At 33.4% G+C, this 19,722-nt stretch carries 20 protein-coding genes; 14 read left to right on the forward strand and 6 right to left on the reverse strand.

Annotated elements, in window-relative coordinates; all coding sequences use genetic code 11:
• Positions 1-77: 77 nt before the first annotated feature.
• Positions 78-917 carry a universal stress protein gene (locus tag FHR29_RS07090; protein WP_183913388.1) on the reverse strand — a complete coding sequence of 280 codons (840 nt, stop codon included), beginning with the start codon at positions 915-917 and terminating at the stop codon, positions 78-80.
• A gap of 231 nt (positions 918-1,148) precedes the next feature.
• Here FHR29_RS07090 and FHR29_RS07095 point away from each other — a divergent pair, with 231 nt between their 5' ends.
• The 5 genes from FHR29_RS07095 to FHR29_RS07115 all read left to right on the forward strand — a co-directional run bounded on the left by FHR29_RS07095 (position 1,149) and on the right by FHR29_RS07115 (position 6,271).
• Positions 1,149-1,865, forward strand: coding sequence for a YafY family protein (locus FHR29_RS07095; RefSeq protein WP_183913390.1), 717 nt, complete (start codon positions 1,149-1,151; stop codon positions 1,863-1,865).
• A gap of 61 nt (positions 1,866-1,926) precedes the next feature.
• A complete protein-coding gene (locus FHR29_RS07100; RefSeq protein WP_183913392.1) occupies positions 1,927-2,385 on the forward strand; it encodes a GyrI-like domain-containing protein in 459 nt (152 codons plus the stop codon).
• 5 nt (positions 2,386-2,390) lie between these two features.
• Positions 2,391-2,597: a DUF1801 domain-containing protein gene (locus tag FHR29_RS07105; RefSeq protein ID WP_221197820.1), complete on the forward strand. Its 207-nt coding sequence runs from the start codon at positions 2,391-2,393 to the stop codon at positions 2,595-2,597.
• Positions 2,598-2,647: 50 nt separating this feature from the next.
• Complete coding sequence (locus FHR29_RS07110; protein WP_183913394.1) at positions 2,648-3,982, forward strand: mechanosensitive ion channel family protein; 1,335 nt, start codon at positions 2,648-2,650, stop codon at positions 3,980-3,982.
• A 267-nt stretch (positions 3,983-4,249) separates the two neighbouring features.
• Complete coding sequence (locus FHR29_RS07115; RefSeq protein ID WP_183913396.1) at positions 4,250-6,271, forward strand: BCCT family transporter; 2,022 nt, start codon at positions 4,250-4,252, stop codon at positions 6,269-6,271.
• 160 nt (positions 6,272-6,431) lie between these two features.
• Here the strand turns inward: FHR29_RS07115 and FHR29_RS07120 are convergent, their stop codons facing one another.
• On the reverse strand, positions 6,432-7,727 hold the full coding sequence (locus tag FHR29_RS07120) for a DUF389 domain-containing protein (protein ID WP_183913397.1): 1,296 nt from the start codon (positions 7,725-7,727) through the stop codon (positions 6,432-6,434).
• Between the two features lie 210 nt (positions 7,728-7,937).
• Here FHR29_RS07120 and FHR29_RS07125 point away from each other — a divergent pair, with 210 nt between their 5' ends.
• Together FHR29_RS07125 and FHR29_RS07130 are read left to right on the forward strand one after the other, a co-directional pair.
• The gene (locus tag FHR29_RS07125) at positions 7,938-9,335 is read left to right on the forward strand and encodes a potassium transporter TrkG (RefSeq protein WP_183913399.1); all 1,398 of its coding nucleotides are present in this window, start codon (positions 7,938-7,940) and stop codon (positions 9,333-9,335) included.
• A gap of 3 nt (positions 9,336-9,338) precedes the next feature.
• Positions 9,339-10,022, forward strand: a complete 684-nt coding sequence (locus FHR29_RS07130; RefSeq protein WP_183913401.1) for a TrkA family potassium uptake protein — start codon at positions 9,339-9,341, stop codon at positions 10,020-10,022.
• A gap of 303 nt (positions 10,023-10,325) precedes the next feature.
• Here the strand turns inward: FHR29_RS07130 and FHR29_RS07135 are convergent, their stop codons facing one another.
• The gene (locus FHR29_RS07135; RefSeq protein WP_221197822.1) at positions 10,326-10,646 is read right to left on the reverse strand and encodes a hypothetical protein; all 321 of its coding nucleotides are present in this window, start codon (positions 10,644-10,646) and stop codon (positions 10,326-10,328) included.
• Positions 10,647-10,671: 25 nt separating this feature from the next.
• Here FHR29_RS07135 and FHR29_RS07140 point away from each other — a divergent pair, with 25 nt between their 5' ends.
• Positions 10,672-11,565 (forward strand): YhcG family protein, encoded by an 894-nt coding sequence (locus FHR29_RS07140; RefSeq protein ID WP_183913403.1) that lies wholly within the window; start codon positions 10,672-10,674, stop codon positions 11,563-11,565.
• A gap of 37 nt (positions 11,566-11,602) precedes the next feature.
• On the forward strand, positions 11,603-11,821 hold the full coding sequence (locus FHR29_RS07145) for a hypothetical protein (RefSeq protein ID WP_183913405.1): 219 nt from the start codon (positions 11,603-11,605) through the stop codon (positions 11,819-11,821).
• 156 nt (positions 11,822-11,977) lie between these two features.
• Here the strand turns inward: FHR29_RS07145 and FHR29_RS07150 are convergent, their stop codons facing one another.
• Entirely contained in the window at positions 11,978-12,472 is a 495-nt protein-coding gene (locus FHR29_RS07150; RefSeq protein ID WP_183913407.1) for a GNAT family N-acetyltransferase, read from the reverse strand.
• Positions 12,473-12,614: 142 nt separating this feature from the next.
• On the opposite strand from FHR29_RS07150, the gene FHR29_RS07155 reads away from it, so the two are divergent.
• Positions 12,615-13,280, forward strand: coding sequence for a DUF4844 domain-containing protein (locus FHR29_RS07155; protein WP_183913409.1), 666 nt, complete (start codon positions 12,615-12,617; stop codon positions 13,278-13,280).
• Positions 13,281-13,423: 143 nt separating this feature from the next.
• Here the strand turns inward: FHR29_RS07155 and FHR29_RS07160 are convergent, their stop codons facing one another.
• Positions 13,424-13,936: a DDE-type integrase/transposase/recombinase gene (locus tag FHR29_RS07160; protein WP_183913411.1), complete on the reverse strand. Its 513-nt coding sequence runs from the start codon at positions 13,934-13,936 to the stop codon at positions 13,424-13,426.
• A gap of 116 nt (positions 13,937-14,052) precedes the next feature.
• Positions 14,053-14,367 (reverse strand): transposase, encoded by a 315-nt coding sequence (locus FHR29_RS07165; RefSeq protein ID WP_183913413.1) that lies wholly within the window; start codon positions 14,365-14,367, stop codon positions 14,053-14,055.
• 211 nt (positions 14,368-14,578) lie between these two features.
• On the opposite strand from FHR29_RS07165, the gene FHR29_RS07170 reads away from it, so the two are divergent.
• The 4 genes from FHR29_RS07170 (at position 14,579) to FHR29_RS07185 (ending at position 19,215) form a co-directional block, all read left to right on the forward strand.
• On the forward strand, positions 14,579-16,084 hold the full coding sequence (locus FHR29_RS07170) for a hypothetical protein (RefSeq protein ID WP_183913415.1): 1,506 nt from the start codon (positions 14,579-14,581) through the stop codon (positions 16,082-16,084).
• Between the two features lie 10 nt (positions 16,085-16,094).
• Positions 16,095-16,670: a hypothetical protein gene (locus tag FHR29_RS07175; protein ID WP_183913417.1), complete on the forward strand. Its 576-nt coding sequence runs from the start codon at positions 16,095-16,097 to the stop codon at positions 16,668-16,670.
• A 1,007-nt stretch (positions 16,671-17,677) separates the two neighbouring features.
• Positions 17,678-18,496: a hypothetical protein gene (locus FHR29_RS07180; RefSeq protein WP_183913419.1), complete on the forward strand. Its 819-nt coding sequence runs from the start codon at positions 17,678-17,680 to the stop codon at positions 18,494-18,496.
• A gap of 197 nt (positions 18,497-18,693) precedes the next feature.
• On the forward strand, positions 18,694-19,215 hold the full coding sequence (locus FHR29_RS07185; protein WP_183913421.1) for a hypothetical protein: 522 nt from the start codon (positions 18,694-18,696) through the stop codon (positions 19,213-19,215).
• The last annotated feature ends 507 nt before the right edge of the window (positions 19,216-19,722 follow it).

Genomic DNA, 19,722 nt, shown 5'->3' on the forward strand with positions numbered 1-19,722 from the left:
ACTCTTTTATTTTACTTTTCATCAAATAAAGTAAAATAATATTTAATTTAAGATCATTATAATGTTTTTAAAATAAACTAAGGGATGAGCATCAATATTGGTACTCTGGTGTGAACAGCCAACTTTTTAGAAGCACTTTTACGAAATAAAGTGGCTAAAAAGCCTAATTTTCGAGGTGCTGTAACTAAGAGGTCTATATGATGATCTTCTACATAGGTGTTAATTTTTTCAACTATATCCTCTCCCTCCAGATAGGAATAAGTCGGCTCAAGACTGTCTAAACTTGAATGTAAAAATGACTGCTCTTCTATAAGTTGAGCGGCAGAATGCTGACCTTGGACACTAACATTGACTACATGCCATTCTAAACTAAGGAGTTCTTGCATCTGAAATATCGTTTTTACAGGTAGCCTTTCATGCAAATGTGATAAATCTACAGCTAAAAGTACTTTTTTATAAAGATGTGCCGGATTCATTTCTGGAACTAGTAACAGATTAAAGGCATGCGATTCGATAAGATCAACGGTTGTTGATCCTACACTATTTTTCCCGCCATCGTCACTTCCTCTCAAACCAACAATGATAAGGTCTATTTTCTCATTTTCAGAAATTCGCAGAACACCATCCATAACGGTCAATAAGTCGTAATGTGCACTTATCGCTGTCGTCGGAGATACTGTCGAAAGTTCTTGTTTCAGAATGCGCAATTTTCCTTTCACATCGTCTATTTCCATTTCATCAATTACCGGAGGAGGAAGCATGAAGTCTCCGGTATTATAAAATTTGCTATTAAAATAGGCCAAAGAATGATAAATGATCACATTTTTAATTTTTGTCCGTTTTGCTATGGTAAGTAGCTGATCAAATGCGTGACGTGCAGCAACAGAAAAGTCGGTTAAAAATATAATTGTTTCCATGTTATTAAATTATACAATCGGTTTATCAAAAATGTAATCTTATTTTTAAAACAATATCAGGATAACATTGTTTTAAAAATTTTGACAGTGAAACGTTACATTATTCTCATAAAAAATTCAGTACTTAAATTTAATTTGAATCTATACTTTTTCAATTATTCTATTGTATATTTTTGATTTAATCATAGATGAATGTTGACAAATTAATAATTGTAAAGCTCAGAATTAGAAATGGATAATGGTAAAGATATAAAAAGACTCTCCCGACTAACGGCGATCCTGACCCAATTGCAAACCAAACGTCTTATTACAGCTTCTGAATTAGCCGAAAAATTCCTAGTAACAAAAAGGACGATATATAGGGATATAAAAGCTTTAGAAATGGCTGGTGTACCTATTCTGGTTGAGGAGGGAAAAGGTTATTCTTTAATGGAGGGCTATCGGGTTTCACCTATAATGTTTACTGAAAGTGAAGCCAATGCTTTGATTACGGCAGAACAGCTGATCCTAAAAAATAAAGACAGTTCCTTCGTTAAGGAGTATTCGGAAGCAATAAATAAAATTAAATCTGTACTTAGAAATAATACGAAAGATAAAGCAAACTTACTTTCCGATCGCGTGGTATTCAGAATAAATTCCGACAATGACAGTACCAGTAATTATCTGTCAACAATACAGCTGGCTATGACGAATTTTAAACTTATAAAAATCAAATACCGGTCTTCTTCAGAAAACAAACAATTTACTGAAAGAACTATTGAACCTTTTGCAATCTACAGCACACAGGAAAACTGGTTACTTATTGCTTACTGCCGTTTAAGAAAAGATTTTAGAGCATTCCGTCTTGATAGAATTTTAGATCTGTTAACGATGAACGAACAGTTTGAGCCACATGACATAACTTTGCAACAATATTTTGAAAGCTGCAAAAAGAAATCTTATTCATAGCCCTTGACATAAGGCTGTCACAGGACCATAGTAGTTTTGTAACGTACTAAATAATTAATACATGAAAAAAATTACTACCGAGCCCTTTAAATTAATTGGCATTTCTATCAGAACAACAAACGAAAACAATCTGGCCGCTACAGATATTACCGATTTATGGAATAGATTTATCAAGGAGAATGTGTTGGAGGCAATTCCAAATAAGATTGACGACACGATATATTCTGTATACACAAATTATGTAAGTGACCATACTGAGCCATATACAGCAGTACTGGGATGTAAAGTGAAAAATTTATCGACAATTCCGGAAGGAATGATAGGAAAATCAATTGAAGGCGGAAAGTATCTGAAATTAACTGCCAAAGGAAATTTAATGATGGGTTTGATTGTAAACAAATGGCAGGAAATCTGGAATTTAGATTTAGATCGAGCATTTACAACAGATTTTGAAATCTTTGGAGAAAAGGCACTAGATCCAACTGATGCAGAAATTGACTTTTTCATTGCGGTAAAATAGGGCCTATGATCGAGCATCTTTATAACTACTATCTGACCAAAGCAGAACTAATAAGGGGCTGTTTACTTTCACTAAGGCATATTATACTTAATCACCATAAAAATATAACTGAAACACAGAAGTGGGGAATGCCCTGCTTCTGTTTTAAACAAAAAATAGTCTGCTTTTTATGGACAGATAAGAAAACAGACGAACAAATTAGAACTCTTTAGAAGAGGTCAAAAACCCATCTATTTATTTTTTTGTAGATTTGTTTGTTAATATGCAGAAATCAAATAGTATTAACATTACCGGACAAACAACAAGTTCAATCTACCAGTGGACATTTAACCTTGCAGAAACAATAGGAGTACACGATAAAACAGCACATATTCTAAGTGCCACTTTTCTCATTATTGTAGCTTTTATCTTCTTGCTGTTCTTAGATTATTTTCTTCGTTTCTTTTTCAATTCAATCGTTACCAGGTTTATTAAAAAAAGTAAAACTAATTGGGATGATAAATTACTTCAAAATAAGGTACAGATTCACTTAAGCCGTTTTATATTGATAGCAATTGCACAGCAGTTTCTACCCAATATATTTATCGGCTTCCCATCTTTTATAGACGTACTAACAAAACTGCTTGGTATTTTGATGATCTTCGCTATTTATGGTGTGGCTAATGCACTGTTAAAGACTGCAAGAGATATACTTCGTTCATCTAAAGGTTTTGTAGATAAACCTGTTGACAGTTATATTCAGGTGTTACAGATATTTTTGATATTTGTTGTTGGAACTCTTATTGTTTCTGTACTTACAGGAAATTCTCCTTGGTCATTTCTTGTTTCACTAGGAGCTGCCTCTGCTATTTTGATGCTGGTATTTAAAGATACCATTCTTGGTTTTGTAGCAAGTATACAGGTCTCTGCTAATGATTCGGTACGTGTTGGTGATTGGATAGAAATGCCTAAATATGGTGTTGATGGCGATATACTCCAAATAAATCTAAATAATGTACGCGTGCAGAACTGGGACAAGACAATTGTTACCATACCGACATATACCTTGCTGAGCGATTCCTTCAAAAATTATAGAGGTATGCAAGAAAGCGGAGGAAGAAGAATTAAAAGATCCATTTATATCAAAATATCTACCATTAGGTATCTCAGCGATGAAGAAATTCAGGAACTTAAAAAGATTGCGCTTTTAACACCTTTTATTGAAAAAAGAGAAAGAGAAATAAAAGAATATAATACAAAAAACAAAATTGACCCCAAAGTACTTGTAAACGGGAGAAGAATGACAAATATTGGATTATTCAGGGCGTATATTAAAGCCTATGCAATACAAAATCCAGACATTCACCAGGATTTAACCCTATTAGTGCGTCAGTTGGCGCCAAATGAATATGGACTTCCTTTGGAACTGTATATGTTTACTAAAGGAACACAATGGTCATTTTTTGAGGATACGATGTCTGATATTTTTGATCATTTATTTGCAGCTATTAAATCTTTTGACTTAGAAGTCTTTGAACTGCCTGCATCTGATGATGTTCGGATGCATTTAAATCAAATACATGTGCCATCAATTTCAAAGCCCCAGAATATACGGTAGCATTTCTTTAATCTGGAGCTAAAAAAATATTCAATTCATTAGTGCAAACTATTTCTAAAAGATTTTGCCAGAGCAAAAGATTAATCTTATAAAATTCTGAAAAGAATGAAAACTTATTTGGAGTGATTCCGTTCTAGTATTATGGGTTCTTAATATGAAGAAAATACCCCACTGACATCATGTAATAGTAACAACAAAAACAGACCACAACATTATTTTATTTCAACTACATAAGCTTAATACGTTGAATCTTAAAATCAAACTTTAATGAAATTAACTAATCTCTTAAAGCTAAAGAGCACCTTTGTGCCTGGTATTATTTTACCCAGTCTCATCTTTATACTTGGTATTACTTTTTTATCAAGCTTTTTCCCGGTGAGAGCAAATTACTACCTGAATATTCTAAAAACTTTCTTGTTTGAAAATATGAACTGGCTCTATGTCATGGTTGTAACTATTTTTGTGCTCTTCCTACTTTTTTTAATATTTAGCAAATATGGAAGCATAAGATTAGGTGCCAATGATACGAAACCTGAGTTCTCTTTTTTCTCATGGATATCTATGTTATTTGCAGCCGGTATGGGTATTGGACTAATGTACTTCAGTGTCGCAGAACCGATGTCCCATTACACAGATCCCTCGGTAGCCGGACTAACGTCTGCTGCACGTGCTAAAGACGCTCAATTATATACATTCTTCCATTGGGGTATACATGCTTGGGCGATATATGGAGTAGTTGGCCTTTCATTGGCCTATTTCACGTATCGGTATAAATTACCCTTATCATTAAGAAGTTGTTTTTATCCAATATTAAAAGACAAAATACAAGGTCGTGCTGGCGATATTGTTGACATGTTTGCTTTATGCAGCACTTTCTTTGGTATAACAACCACATTGGGTTTTGGTGTAGTGCAGCTCAGTGCCGGCTTAGTACATCTGGGAATAATTCCAGAAAGTAATTTTATGTATCAGGTTATCATCGTCATCGTAATCATGACCATCGCCATTCTGTCGGCTACATCTGGAGTTACGAAAGGTGTTAAAATATTAAGTCAAATAAACATAATAGCGGCATTGGTTCTGATGTTATTTGTCCTTATTTTAGGTCCGACTACTTTTTTATTGGGAACATTTTCTGAAGGTTTAGGTGAATATATTAATGCCTTCTTTCATCTCACATTTAATACCCATGCACATGAACCCGAGCGTCAGCAATGGTTCTTCAATTGGACTATACTCTATTGGGCCTGGTGGATATCCTGGTCTCCATATGTAGGTCTATTTATCGCTAAAATATCCAAAGGAAGGACAATTAGGGAGTTTATCAGTGCTGTGCTCATTATACCTTCAGTATTTAATTTTATGTGGATGACTATATTTGGCAATAGTGCCATATGGATGGATCAACACCAGGCTAATGGTGCTCTTAGCGCTATAGTTGCTAATACTGATGTACTTCTTTTCAAATTTTTTGAATTCTTTCCGCTACAACAGATAACAAACATACTTTCCATTTTTATAATTTTCATTTTCTTTGTGACATCAGCCGATTCGGGCATTTATGTGATGAACAGTATTTCTTCAAACAATGCCGCAAAATCACCTAAATGGCAGTATATTTTCTGGGGGGTGTTACTGGCCATACTTGCTTTAGTACTTCTAAATGCCGGCGGGTTAAAATCTTTGCAAACAATGACTTTGATTACAGCCCTCCCCTTTTCTATCATTATGTTATTGTTTTGCTACTGTCTCATGAACGCACTCACCATCGATACTGAATATCATGCGCGTGAATTTTCGCACTCCACAAACAATTGGTCCGGTGAATATTGGAAAGAGCGCTTAGGACGTATTCTGTCCTACAAAGACCGAAATACAATAGATGCATACTTAAAAAATACTGTGTTTCCCGCTTTTCAGGAACTCGCTGAAGAGTTTGGTTCTAAAGGGATTGTCGCTACTGTAAATTTAAAATCTGAAAGCCCCTCATCTGTTGAAATCGAAATCAAGCACGATGCGATGACTGATTTTCGATATGGCGTAAAAAGTCAACTCGAAAAAATATCAGACTTTTTACGTGAGGAAGAAAATGCGCCCGATATCGGTACAATGAAAACACATGTACCCATGACTTATTTTGGTGACGAACGCGAGGGTTATGACATTCAGTATTTTACGAAAAACGAAATTATTAGTGATGTGCTGAAACAGTATGAGCGTTTTTTGTCCCTATCATCAGATGAGAAAAATGCGATATTCATTGGGAGTAATTTAAAAGATCAAGGTTAGTATGTATAATGTAAACTGATAAAAAATCAATGGATTTAGGAAATCCAACTATCGATTATTTTAATCCGAATGCTATTGATAGAAATGCTTCGAATTCAATTTTCTTATAGATAGCCAAGAAAAGGAATGGTTATTAATGACATTAAACCATTCCTTCTTGTTATTCCCCTTTTAAAATCTTGATATCAGATCCATCAAGCTTAATATTCAGCCAATCTCTCAGTTTAGAAAGTTCTTTGTTATCTAATTTTCCTTTCCCGCTGTAGAACAAAACCGTTTCCATCTTGGTACTATCAGCAGTATTTACCGTTAATTGCTTTCCAATAGAAAAAGGGGTTAAAGTTGGAAATAATGTTGTGATTTCTTTAATTAACTCCTGATCATCAAACTTATATGTTGTCAGCTCCTTTCTAAGATTTTGAATAGCAATATCTTTTTCAGACACATTTTCTGAACGTCTACTGATTTCTGCCAAGATATCCCGCTTTAAATCAGTACTATCCTGACGAATAAACAATTCTGTATTATCGATATTATATAGCAAGAGTTTACTTTTCAAATCAATCAACTCAGATTTTGAGAATTTCTTATCCAAAAATGCGAGTTCAATTTTTTTAGGTCGTTGGTTGAATTTAGTTTTTTCATAAATCAGGGTATATCCTTTTTGCACAAGTTCATTTTGGATAAACATATTAACTTGCTGCGTGAATTTTTTCTCTTGCAATAATGCATATGCTAAGTAAAAACTCGGCACAATCATGACTAGAATTAATAAAGTGATTGTTCTTGTAATGCGCTTTTTCTTTCCTTCATTTAAAAAGCTTACGCTCGGGTATTTCAGAAATTTGACAATAAGAAAAGTCGATATACAGATAAAGAAGCAATTGATCATATAGAGATACATAGCACCTCCGAAATAAGATAGGCTACCAATGGCTAGCCCATAACCTGCGGTACAGAGCGGAGGCATCAATGCTGTAGCAATTGCTACACCAGGGATGGGATTTCCCTTCTCCACTCGAGTGATGGCTATAACTCCAACCATACCTCCAAAAAATGCGATCAGTACGTCATATATATTTGGTGCTGTTCGAGCTAATAATTCCGATTGAGCCTCTTTAAAAGGACTTAGTGAAAAATATAGAAAGGAAACAAATAAACTGACCAATGTAGCAATAAGTAAATTTTTCAGAGATTTTTTTAATAATCCAAAATCATAAGTTCCTAAAGCAAACCCGGCTCCCACTATAGGTCCCATAAGTGGCGATATTAACATAGCGCCTATAATAACAGCTGTAGAATTGACATTTAAGCCGACAGAGGCAATTACAATAGCACATGCTAATATCCATAAATTAGCGCCGCGAAATGAAATATTAGCGATCACATTTTCTAATACTTTTTCCTTTTGATCTTCTCCCTGATGTAGATTTAAAAAATCTTTTAACTTGCTCAAATTATAATATTTTTATGTTTTTTACCTAAACTCCAAAATAGATCTAGGTGATGACAAGATACTATTATATCTAATTATTATAGATATTTAAATTAACGAGGGCAATTTAAATAAAAAATATTTTTACAGGTATTTTTAATAAAACAGAAAACAATATGCATTTAGCCTAATTTTTTTAAATTTGCTCAGCATTTTCACCAAATTTATGAAATGAAGTATTTACAGTTTAATAGATCCTCAATAAGTCCGACACAACTATTTATTCTTAGTTTTATGTTATTGATATTGTTAGGAACAATATTACTTCAACTACCTATCTCTTTAAATAAAGACCTCTCGATTGTTGATGCATTATTTACATCAACGAGTGCTGTATGCGTAACGGGTTTGGTTGTTGTAAACACAAATACTCATTTTACTTTATTTGGTCAAACGGTAATCATGATACTTATTCAAGCCGGTGGTCTTGGTATATTAACCTTTTCGAGTTATTTTAGTTATTTCTTCAAGGGTGGCTCCAGTTATGAACACCAGCTGGCGACTAAAGATTATATGAATGCGGAAAAAGTAGGTGAAGTTTTTATCATGTTAAAACGCATTTTACTTATTACATTGATCGTAGAAGCATTTGGTGCATTGATGATTTACCTATCACTTAATGCTCAATTAATACCTAGGTGGGAAGAACGAATATTTTTCGCAGTATTTCATGCGATCTCTTCTTTTTGTAATGCTGGTTTTTCAACATTACCAAATGGACTGATGCAAGAAACATATGTAAATAATTATAATTTACAGTTGATCATCATATTATTATTTGTTTTTGGAGGACTGGGGTTTCCGATAGTTATAAATGTGCTTAAGTACTTAAAACATGTAGTAAATAGATTGATGATGCGGCTGACAAAAAGAAAACAAGATAACTACAAACCCCGGGTTCTCAGTATCAATAGTAAAGTTAACCTGATTACCACATTTGCACTTATTGTTATTGCAACAATAATACTTTTTTTCAAGGAATATCATAATACCCTTGCTTCACATGAAGGAATAGGCAAATTCATTACTGCTCTTTTTACCGCTACTACTCCACGAACTGCGGGATATAATTCTATTAATTTTCATGAATTGCATTTTTCTTCAACCATACTGATCATCTTGTTGATGTGGATCGGAGCATCACCAAACTCAACAGGTGGTGGTATCAAAACGAGCACCTTTTCATTGGCGATTTTTAATTTTATCTCACTTGCTAAAGGCAAAGATCATATAGAGGTTTTCAAACGCGAAATTTCTGAACGGACCATTCGAAGAGCATTTGCGGCTATGACACTATCTTTATTGGTGATCGGGTTGGGCGTATTTTTAATAACAACTTTTGACCCAAAAATGAGTTTACTAGATATTGCATTTGAGTGCTTTTCTGCTTACAGCACAGTAGGTTTAACACTCGGTATTACTGAAAACCTAAGTACAGGAAGTAAATTGGTTATTATTATCATCATGTTTATTGGTCGGGTAACAATGCTGTCAATATTGGTATCACTATTCAAAAAAATTAAATTTACTAATTACCGTTATCCAACGGAAGAAATGACTATAATATAAAATATGAAATTTATCGTAATAGGGCTAGGTAGTTTTGGGGCTTCCCTCGCTGAGAAATTAACAGCTCAAGGAAATGAAGTTATGGGCGTGGACAACCGTATGGAAAAAGTAAATATGCTCAAAGACAAGATTACGCATACCATATGCATAGATGCTACAGATGAGGCAGCATTCATGAGTCTGCCGCTTAAAAATACCGATACGGTTATTGTTGCAATCGGTGAAAATGAAGGTGCGAACATCATGGCTACAGCATTATGTAAAAACCACTTTGTAAAACGGTTAATCAGTAGGGCAATCAATTCGCTGCACGAAAAAGTTTTGCTGGCTATCGGGGTAAATGAAATTGTACATCCGGAACAAGAAACTGCAGAACGATGGTCAAAAAAACTTTGTCTTAATGGGTTATTAGAATCTTTTGAGCTAAATGACAATTATAGCATTATAGAGGCAGTTGTACCCAATAAATATGTTGGGAAAAATCTACTGGAGATTGGATTTAGAGAAAAGTTCAATATTTTGGTTCTCACCATACTGAAGAAGACAGAACAAAGAAATATTTTCGGAACCAATAGAATGGTTGCCACTGTGCTTCAAGGAATACCTAACCCAAAAACAGTAATTCAGGAGGGAGATATATTAGCACTTTACGGTAGCAATTTAGATCTGAAAGATTTTCTGAGATAATGTAAACTAAAATAAGTAATAAATAGAGCCTAAATATTTAGGCTCTATTTATTTTTTTGCTAGTGATTATTTAATAACTTCTTCGATCACAGCTATTATTTTTTGTGCAATTGCCTTGGTATCTTCATACTCAGCTTTACATGTTTCAGTCTAGGGTACAAAAAAAACCGTTTGGCTCTCTGCTTCCAAACGGTTCTATATGCTTTGAAATAGGGTGATGCCATAACTTTCTACTTCTGCGACAGTAGGGTTATGCCACCTGTAAGTCAGCAATTAGAGCTTTTTTTAATAAGATATCTCTTTCTATTTATTAAACTCTTGAATACCTGACTTCAGCCATTGCTCATACTCGTCAACATCTGGCATATATCCAGCAGCTTCATTCAAACTATTTTCATCAATATCTAAAATAAGATAATAAGGTTGAGCGTTTGCTTTATATCGGGTAATCTGGAAATCACTCCATTTACCACCTATCGATTTTATTTTTCTACCCGTTTCTTTCGATACGTATTGTTCGTTTTCTGGCAATTCCCTTTTATCATCTACATATAAAGATATCAATACTACATCATTAGTTAAGATTGGTAAAATCTTGGGATCAGACCATACATAATCTTCCATTTTCCGACAGTTAACACAGAATACTATGTTTGAAAACAAGGGTTATCTAATTAGTCGGACAGTGTCTGACCAATTACAAAACACTAATTTTGAAAACGATACATATCAAAAATCATTGCATCACCAGTTTAATTCTTACCACATAAAGCCTGAAGAATTGCTTACAAAGCTATCATATTCTCATTTCTTGGAATTGATATCCATTTCAGATCTAAGTAAAAGAGTATTTTTTGAAATCGAAACTATAAAAAACACATGGAGTGTAAGAGAACTGAGAAGGCAAATCAATACACTCTATTTTGAAAGGAGTGGAATCAGTAAGAAACCTGACCAACTGTCTAAAATTATAAATGAGAAGGCTGAACGCATGAATCCGGAAGATATTATCAAATCTCCCTTCACCTTCGAATTTCTCGGCATAAGTCCTAAAGATGTTGTTTACGAAAATGATCTTGAAAAAGCACTATTGGATCATCTAGAGAATTTTCTATTAGAAATGGGACACGGCTTTTGTTTTGAGTCTAAACAAAAACGTATATTGATCGGTGGCGAATACTTCTTTATCGATCTCGTTTTCTATCATCGCATATTAAAATGTCATGTCTTAGTAGAACTAAAAGTAGATGAAGCTAAGCATGAGCATATAGGCCAATTGAAAACTTATGTAAACTATTATAAGAAAGAGATAATGCAGAAAGATGACAATCCTCCTGTAGGAATACTGCTTGTCACTAATCAGAACAAAGCACTGGTAGAATATGCTATTGCAGATAGCGATCAGCAATTATTTGTGAGCAAATATTTGCTTGAATTACCCTCAGAAAAAGAACTCATCGCAGAAATTCAAAGGGAAAATAATGTGTTAAGAGAACAGGAAGAAATTTATAAAAAGGTAGCTAAAGACAATTATAAAAGGTAATGAAAAATTTTATAATAGATATCTAAATCCATATATTATGCAGATACTTATCATCCTTATGATCATCATACTAATGGCAATTTTTATTGGCTTGATCTTTATTTTATATTTAAGAAGAAGAATACAAGAGCAAGAAAAAGTGATTATTGAAAAAGAGCGTTACTTAGAAAAATCGAAAAAAAAATATGAATCTTTGCTAGCTATTCATGCAAAGCTCAAAAAAACAGATACCTCCGGTGATCAATCACAGAAATAGCAGTGAAAATAGGTATCTATGATAGCTTAATAAACACAAACACTGACGATAGCCCTGTTCCAGAAATTCCTGAAAGGTAGCACGGGTGAGTTGTTCAAATGGATTGTAAAGCATAACGGTATCGCGTTGTTGATACGAATATAAGAAAATGACGGTTTAGTCTGCGTGCAGATTTTTCAATATAAACTTTTCAGAAAACTTACCATCTTCCATTCCTCTGAAATAGCTTTCAAAACCATTTTTGCAAAGTAATTTTTTTGAAGCCTCATTCTCCGGATCGATAATCGCAATCACATCCATGTTTGGGTATGAATTATTAGCTTTGTAAACGAGCTGTTGTAGAATTGCCGTTCCATAGCCCATTCTCCAAAATTCTCTCTTAAGGACATAGCCAATTTCAAGAATTGCAGCATCATATTTGTAATATTCCAATGAACAATTTCCTATAAATTCGTTTTTCTGATTGACTACTTTAAAAAACCCTAATTTTTCCTGTTGAGTATTCATTTGCAGCATTGCATCGAACTGTAATCTTGCATCGTCTTCTGTCCAAACTATTCCGGTTATGAATCTCATTGTCTCCTCATCACTTACCATTCTTTTAAAAGAATCAAAGTCATCTTCTATATATTTGACCAGGGTTATATCCATTTTTTATTTTTTTGAAAATATAGCAATTCGTGAATATATACGGATAAAAAAACTGCACAAAGTTTTGTACATTAGTTTTGCATATGTATTTACTATGTATACTCAATCCGAATAAAAGTACTGATACAAAATAGACAATATAATGAATGACAAACAGACAATTTTAGATAATTTAAGTAGTTTTAGAGAAAGAAACAAGTTTTCTACTTCTGAGTGGGAAAAACGTGGTCTAAATTCGTCTGATGTTGATTTGTATAATGGAATTCAAAATTTGTTAAACAATTGTGCTGACAATTTAATAGAAGCAACAAATGCAGACTGTACGCCAAGAAAAATAAAAAATATTTTAAAAAACTCATTAGACAGCATTAAAAGTTTAGAATATGATACTGAAGAACGTGAATTGATCTGTGAATATTTTGACCAACTTTCAAAAATTGTATCGGTTGACTTTAAAGATAATCTGAACAGTTGGCTTTATGGAAAAGTACTTAGTACTTTACTCAGAGTAACATCCTTTCTTAAGGGACCGGAAAAATTTGTTGAAACCTTATCTCAAGACTGCACTCAATGCAGTTCTAAGCTTGAGACATTTATTAAAAGAAAAGAAGATGGTATTCCAGACCATAGTTGGACAATAATACAATGCGACAATTGCAATGAATTCAATTTACTTTCAACTGGACCAAATATTAAAGAGTATCGTTTTGGAAATTATAAATCCATAGAACAATTACCAAAGCAAGAATACACTAAGGAACAAGCCTACCAAAGACTTGAACAAATAAAATTCTTTAGAAAAAAATGACGCGCCTATCAAAATTACTGTACGGTTGAACGCCAAGATAAAGGGTCTAATGTAAATTAGACCCTTTTAATGTTATGGATTACCTATCTTTCGCAACTATTTTACATGCTAGATATTTGGTTTTTATCAGTATCTTAATGTGATTAACTTATATGACTCAATCTATGTTGCTCTTTGTCAATGAAGTTGTATTGATAGACACATTCGGCTTTAAGTGTTTTAAAGAAGCTCTCGGCTACTGCGTTGTCCCAGCAATTACCTTTTCGGCTCATGCTTCTGATGATCAAAGGATTTTTCTCCAGTAGCCCTCGAAATTCATTACAAGCATATTGGACCCCACGATCAGAATGAAAAATGAGCTGCCGAGTGACTGGTCGTCTAGATTGCGCCATTTTGAAAGCAGGAAGTACGGTATCGTTTGCTTTCATTGTGGTACTTAATGCCCAGCCGATGATTTTTCTATCACCTAGATCAATCACCGTTGTTAAATACAGCCAGCCTTGCCTGGTGCTTCTCAGTTTAGCTTTTTTCATGATTCTTGCAACTCTCGGTCGGGATACGCTAATAGCCTTTTTATGCAGTTCCAAGGTAATCCTGGGACTGCCATATATCTTTTTACTATTCTCAAAGGCTTGTAAAACCTCGATTTCAATCATTTAATTTTCAATGCTTCTGTTTGATGGACTGCTGACCGTCCATTTGTAAAACCCAGCCCTACTCACTTTAAATACTGAACACATCTTCCCAACTAAAAATATTCTGCAATGATCATTTATGAACCCGAATATTTGTTGTCGCCCTTGGAGAAAATGCTGATAGCCTTTTTTAAGATATCGCGCTCCATCTGTGTTTCCCACAATTCCTTCTTCAATAAAGCCAGCTCTTGCTCAGCTGCGCTGAGTATGAATTTCCCGTTTCCAGGAAAACTACTGCCTTGTTTGCTGGAAAACTCTTTCCCCCAGCGATATAACAACGCCGGACTAATATCCAGTTCTTTCACAAGGGCGCCCAGGTCTGTAAGGGTATTACTCAGTTCGACACTCATTAACTTGAACTCTTTTGGATACGTTTTTCTTTCTTGTGACATAATTTCTGTTAAGTTACCTAATTCACTTAACTTGATGTCAACTCAAATGTAGCAACTCCACTTTGCTATTTTGCATTTTTCAACGCCCGAGATAGTTAATTATCCATACCTTATTTATTTAATTTTTTATAGTATTTTTTTCTTTTTGAATAATTATATTTGCACATATAATTTACAAAAATCAGTTTAAGCTAAAAATTACTTACTGTAAATGAAAAATATTTATTTCTTCGTAATGAGCATTATGCTGTTTATCGGTATATATGGTTGTAAAAAAGACATCGTAAATTCTTTAACCGATGCAGAAAATCCAACTTCGTTATTGAAAAACGCATTTGACGCCCAAATTGCGACAAAAGGGATGAAATATGACGACCTAAGCTTCAATGAGAATTTCAGAACTGAAGTATCATGGGAAAATATCAAATTCAAAACTGCCGATACGGCAATCATTCCAGTAAAAACTTTAGAAGATGTCAAAGTCTATACCAATGATTCAATCCCTCTTGATCTTAACAATAATTTGATTATTAAAGCTACAAAAAATGAAAAAGGAGAATGGCAATTTGTTAAAGTAATATTTCTACCAGAATTCGGAAATGACTTACCTGAGGGTTTCACTGGCCGAATAATTTCTGAAGGTTATTTTGATAAAAATATTACTGTTATAAAATACTACGGGGGACAGGGGTATTTTTCAATTTTCAATTCAGATAATACTTGGCTTAATAGTAATTTTAAACGTAGACTAAAGGCAGGAGGATCGCTCGGAGATCCTAGATGTCAGCCAGAGGAAGATGACAGGGTGGTTCATGGTTATGTTGAAGATCATCTTAACACAGTATGGCATTTCCCAAAGACTACATTACCTCATGCCGCATGTAATGATGACCCTATTCTATTGAACGGAGGTAATGCTGAAATTCCACCTTATGGAACTCCTTCTGATGTAGGTGGAGGTAATGGAACAATTGGATCTAATCCTATAGCCCAAAAGTTTGATAAAAATGATCCTTGTGCAAATAAAAAGGAGTTAAATAACCGTAAAAAAAATTCGAAAATATTAGCTAAAAACAATGAAATAAAAAACTTAACTTTAAATGAGGGACCGGGAAAGGGTCTTGAGCACGGATATAATTCTTATATCAATCTTAATAATGGAAATATAACAAGATTCACCAATGTTGAGGTAGGATACTCAACTGGTGGAGGCAGTCAGGAAGTACCATCATATGAAGCATGGAATTGGTTACCAAATAATCAGGTTGAAGTGACAGCAGACTATTCTCATACTCACCCATTCCAGAGCGGCCCGTCGGCAATGGATGTATTCTCTGGGATATTTCCCTATATGGCGACCAGTACTGGAAACATGACCACTTTATCTACTACTCAGAAACAAGTGTATCTTAATTATCATAGTATCAATGTAATGACAACAAATCATGATTATGCCATAACAATTACTGATCCTGCCAAATGGGTAAGTCGTTATCCTAACATGGCGGCAGATCAAGATAAATTCAGAGACTTATTTAGAAAATATGAAAAATCGGGGTATGATGGACATACAGCCCAAGAGCTTGCGCTGCTGGATCTATACGGAGATATGATACAGCTTTACCGTTCAGATGTAGGTAAAGCTAACTTTGAACCGGTGATTTATAAAATTGATTCAAAGACTCTTAAAAAAATTATATCCAATATTAACTGCTAATATCAATATCATGAAAAATAATATCGTACTTATACTAGTCTGCTTTTTGGGGCTCCAAAATGCAAATTCTCAGACATATCTTCAGGGAGATAATGTAATAACATTGAATGGGGCGGCAACTTGTGACCAATTGCCACAGACAAAAAGACTAACCATTGACCAGGCTTTTACAAAACTGAAAGAAATAAATCCCGATCCCATAGAAAAAAGTTCCAAAGAAATGGTGGGTGAATTTTGGTTGATTGATAATATGCTGGTAAATATTGTTACAAGGAAAATAACTTCAGAGAATAAAAAAGTGGACTTATATGACAGACAGAAAGCTTATGCACCAGAAATACTCTATCGTAAGGGGACACAGCCTGATCGTACGCGAGCTAATGATTATTTCAGCGAAATAAAGTCTGTGAATAATTTTGATGTACTGGTCGACTATTATAAAACACGTAGTTTTGATAAAAACTTTTTAATTCAAGACAAAAAGGGGAAATTTAAAGTAATGGGGACTATTTATGTCAAAAAGCAGGATGCGACGAAAGCACATGCTCTCATAAACACAATCCTAAATAAACTATCTTTTAAGTAAGGGGAAGTTATGTGTTTGAAATAAATGGTGTATTTTTGTTTTTACGAAAAAATGCCGTACCTGTTGGGGTTCTTTTTGGACATTGAAATATGCAAATTCAAAGAGCTCTCTTTAAGTATTCAATATAATCCCATAGAGTTAGGCTGTATCTTATACCTGTTGGTCGTTGCATTATTCATACAGATTCTTTTTATAACTTTATATTAAAAGAATCTGTAATAGGAATAATCTAAATCGAGACTATCTATAATAAGATGCGACAAGAATACTTTTTTTGAAATCTATTTTGCTAGATATTTGCTAAGAGCTTTAATGGGCAACCAATCCCTTCTTGAGCAGTTCCAACTCCACTGCAATTCAAATCTGGCTAACGAGCAAAACCTGCCCTAATAATCTCCTCCCCATCAGTTATGGTAAATAACTGAGAGATACTAAATGCAGACTCTCGGATACCTATAATCTGTCTGAAAGTTAGCTGTGATCTACTTTTAACAGCTTTTATAACTTCATGATGATTGAGTATATATTCTTGGTGCATTTGCTTTAATTCATCTGTATAGTTTTTCAAAATTAATAGGCAGGCCTATAATGAAGATCTTGAATAATTTTCTCTCCCTCAAAAAGTCAATGGGTTTCCACGACCATTGGGATCCATTATTCATACAGGATTCCCATGGATAAACCATATTTACGACACAAATTTTTTATTAAATTTTACATAAAATAAAAACCGTAACTTAAATTCTCGCATTTAGCTATACATTAAATAATATGGTTTTACTGAAAACTCCCATCAGTGGAGTCGATATTTGGACCGAAACTGCATTCACCAAAATTCCAACACATTTTATCACCTTGAGATTTTGACAACTTATCTATCTTATTATCAATAGAAATTATAAAAGATGGAAAGTTATATTTAGATTTAATATTTATTGATAAATATAAATACGCATTATGGTATATTTGAGTGTTTGCCGTAAATTTAATTCCTAAAATCTTAAAAGATGAAATACCTATTTTTAATTTTATTTAGTTTATCAATTAATACGCTATTTAGTCAAAATTATGATAAGACTAAATTATATATAATAGGTACAGTACATGAAAGTTCGAATATTCTAAATCCTGAAATGCTTTTCGAACTTTTAGATGAAATAAAACCTGATATTCTATTACAAGAAAACGATAGTGAACAAATAGCGGCATATTTTGAAGACGTAAAGCCAAATTCAAATGAACAAAATGCATCCATAAAATATTTGGAAAAATATCCCAAGACATTAAATCTACCATTTGAATTCGAAGGAAGAAATGCTTACAGAAAATCTAATGGAATGACTCCGACTGACAATTTAACAATTAAGCTTATCGATAGTCTATACAACAAAAATTTATTGAATTTGGAAAACACCAAAATTTATAAAGAATACTTAGATGCAAATAAATCGCTGATAGCATTTTCTAAAAAAGGATTTAAGGCTTTAAATTCTATTGAATTTGATTCAATAAATAGGTGCCGTCAGAACATCCAACACCATTCGTTAACTAAAATCACTGACTCTGAAACTATTTTCTCAAAACGTTTCGTTACAAAACCCGATGGACAAAGGATTTCATTGCGAGAAGGTTATAAACTTTGGTGTAATTTCTGGGATTTAAGAAATAGTTCAATGGCAATAAATATTATAAGAACAGCTTACCAGCATAAAGGAAAGAAAATAGTAATATTAACTGGGGTCCAACATAAATATTATATTAAAGAATTACTTGAAAAGTATCACGACGGGAATTACGAAATTGTCGACTATTTTAGAAGAAACTAGGATTCAAAGAAAGTACATTCAAATTTTACATCTACAAAAAAGGGATTCTCTCGTGCAGGACAAATGGAACCTTTGTGGATCTATAAAGGTGATAAGCAAATGACAGACGTCCATAAAACATTATTAATATGTACTGAAGTTTCAATGTATTTAAGAAGAATAATGTGGAAAGCAAAAAGCAAATAAAAAAATATCCAATGAATAACAATCAAATTCTCGATTCAATTCTCCACTCCTATCTGTTTGGCCAGAAAATGAAATTGGAAAACGATCCACGATATCTCAAGATGACTTTCGACTTCATATTTAATACTCAGACCAAACGGGAAGAAACTGAGTCCTGGCAGATGGAATTTTTAAAACAAACACTCTTAAATGATGGGTTTATTAAATTACCAGAATCTGGGATTGAACCTTATGAGTTGACCCCAACAGGAATAAAAGCAGCTCAAGTAGGTTGGTATAAAAAAAATGAAAGAGATGTTGAAACCGAAAAACAATTAAACTTATTAACTGTTGCTGACCTTAAACGTTCAAAAGCAACTTTAGCTATTGCAATATTGGCTTTGATTATTCCAACAGCACTTTCTATTTACAGTATCATCCAAAGTGCTAAAACAGACAAAGACAAAGAAATTGAAAAATTAAGAATTGAACTTATTGAAATAAAAAAAGAAATAACTGATGTAAAGAAAAGGTTTAGTTTCAAAACTAATTAAGGTCTAAAATATAGCGGGATATTCACGCTCTTTGTATTATTTATTCGAAATCTAAATTTAGAATTTGAAATTCTCCAAAAAAGGAATTTGTTCAAAATTCATTCGTAAAATCAAGTAGAAGCGACTATTTAATTTTCCATGAGGATGAAAATATTAAAATTGAGGAGATAACCAAGTTAGAACTAACCTTAGGGGAAAATATAGGCAATCTATGTACTTTCAGATTCCCAGATTTAAGAATTAATAACCAAGAGGAATATTTACATAATTTGGAGCTGATCAAAGCATACAATAGAGAAGTAAATAACTTAAATAGGTTTCCTGAATAATTTCATGAGAATCTACATTCCTGAATTTTTAAGACCTCTACTATTGAATGTTGCTGCATCTAAAAACAAAAAGTAGCATTTAGACCAATTATAAACACGGGGAAATTATGAGAAAGAACAAAAAAATTACCGTAGAGACCAATGAGATCACCATGCTGAGGATTATGTAGATCTCATA

It is taken from the genome of Sphingobacterium sp. JUb56, assembly GCF_014191365.1.
In the GTDB taxonomy this organism is placed as follows: Bacteria; Bacteroidota; Bacteroidia; order Sphingobacteriales; family Sphingobacteriaceae; genus Sphingobacterium; species Sphingobacterium anhuiense.

Excerpts from the sequence above, each read along its gene's own strand:
- FHR29_RS07090 (WP_183913388.1), bottom strand. The coding sequence starts at position 917 with ATGGAAACAATTATATTTTTAACCGACTTTTCTGTTGCTGCACGTCAC.
- FHR29_RS07095 (WP_183913390.1), top strand. The coding sequence starts at position 1,149 with ATGGATAATGGTAAAGATATAAAAAGACTCTCCCGACTAACGGCGATC.
- FHR29_RS07100 (WP_183913392.1), top strand. The coding sequence starts at position 1,927 with ATGAAAAAAATTACTACCGAGCCCTTTAAATTAATTGGCATTTCTATC.
- FHR29_RS07105 (WP_221197820.1), top strand. The coding sequence starts at position 2,391 with ATGATCGAGCATCTTTATAACTACTATCTGACCAAAGCAGAACTAATA.
- FHR29_RS07110 (WP_183913394.1), top strand. The coding sequence starts at position 2,648 with ATGCAGAAATCAAATAGTATTAACATTACCGGACAAACAACAAGTTCA.
- FHR29_RS07115 (WP_183913396.1), top strand. The coding sequence starts at position 4,250 with ATGAAATTAACTAATCTCTTAAAGCTAAAGAGCACCTTTGTGCCTGGT.
- FHR29_RS07125 (WP_183913399.1), top strand. The coding sequence starts at position 7,938 with ATGAAGTATTTACAGTTTAATAGATCCTCAATAAGTCCGACACAACTA.
- FHR29_RS07130 (WP_183913401.1), top strand. The coding sequence starts at position 9,339 with ATGAAATTTATCGTAATAGGGCTAGGTAGTTTTGGGGCTTCCCTCGCT.
- FHR29_RS07135 (WP_221197822.1), bottom strand. The coding sequence starts at position 10,646 with ATGGAAGATTATGTATGGTCTGATCCCAAGATTTTACCAATCTTAACT.
- FHR29_RS07140 (WP_183913403.1), top strand. The coding sequence starts at position 10,672 with ATGTTTGAAAACAAGGGTTATCTAATTAGTCGGACAGTGTCTGACCAA.
- FHR29_RS07145 (WP_183913405.1), top strand. The coding sequence starts at position 11,603 with ATGCAGATACTTATCATCCTTATGATCATCATACTAATGGCAATTTTT.
- FHR29_RS07150 (WP_183913407.1), bottom strand. The coding sequence starts at position 12,472 with ATGGATATAACCCTGGTCAAATATATAGAAGATGACTTTGATTCTTTT.
- FHR29_RS07155 (WP_183913409.1), top strand. The coding sequence starts at position 12,615 with ATGAATGACAAACAGACAATTTTAGATAATTTAAGTAGTTTTAGAGAA.
- FHR29_RS07160 (WP_183913411.1), bottom strand. The coding sequence starts at position 13,936 with ATGATTGAAATCGAGGTTTTACAAGCCTTTGAGAATAGTAAAAAGATA.
- FHR29_RS07165 (WP_183913413.1), bottom strand. The coding sequence starts at position 14,367 with ATGTCACAAGAAAGAAAAACGTATCCAAAAGAGTTCAAGTTAATGAGT.
- FHR29_RS07170 (WP_183913415.1), top strand. The coding sequence starts at position 14,579 with ATGAAAAATATTTATTTCTTCGTAATGAGCATTATGCTGTTTATCGGT.
- FHR29_RS07175 (WP_183913417.1), top strand. The coding sequence starts at position 16,095 with ATGAAAAATAATATCGTACTTATACTAGTCTGCTTTTTGGGGCTCCAA.
- FHR29_RS07180 (WP_183913419.1), top strand. The coding sequence starts at position 17,678 with ATGAAATACCTATTTTTAATTTTATTTAGTTTATCAATTAATACGCTA.
- FHR29_RS07185 (WP_183913421.1), top strand. The coding sequence starts at position 18,694 with ATGAATAACAATCAAATTCTCGATTCAATTCTCCACTCCTATCTGTTT.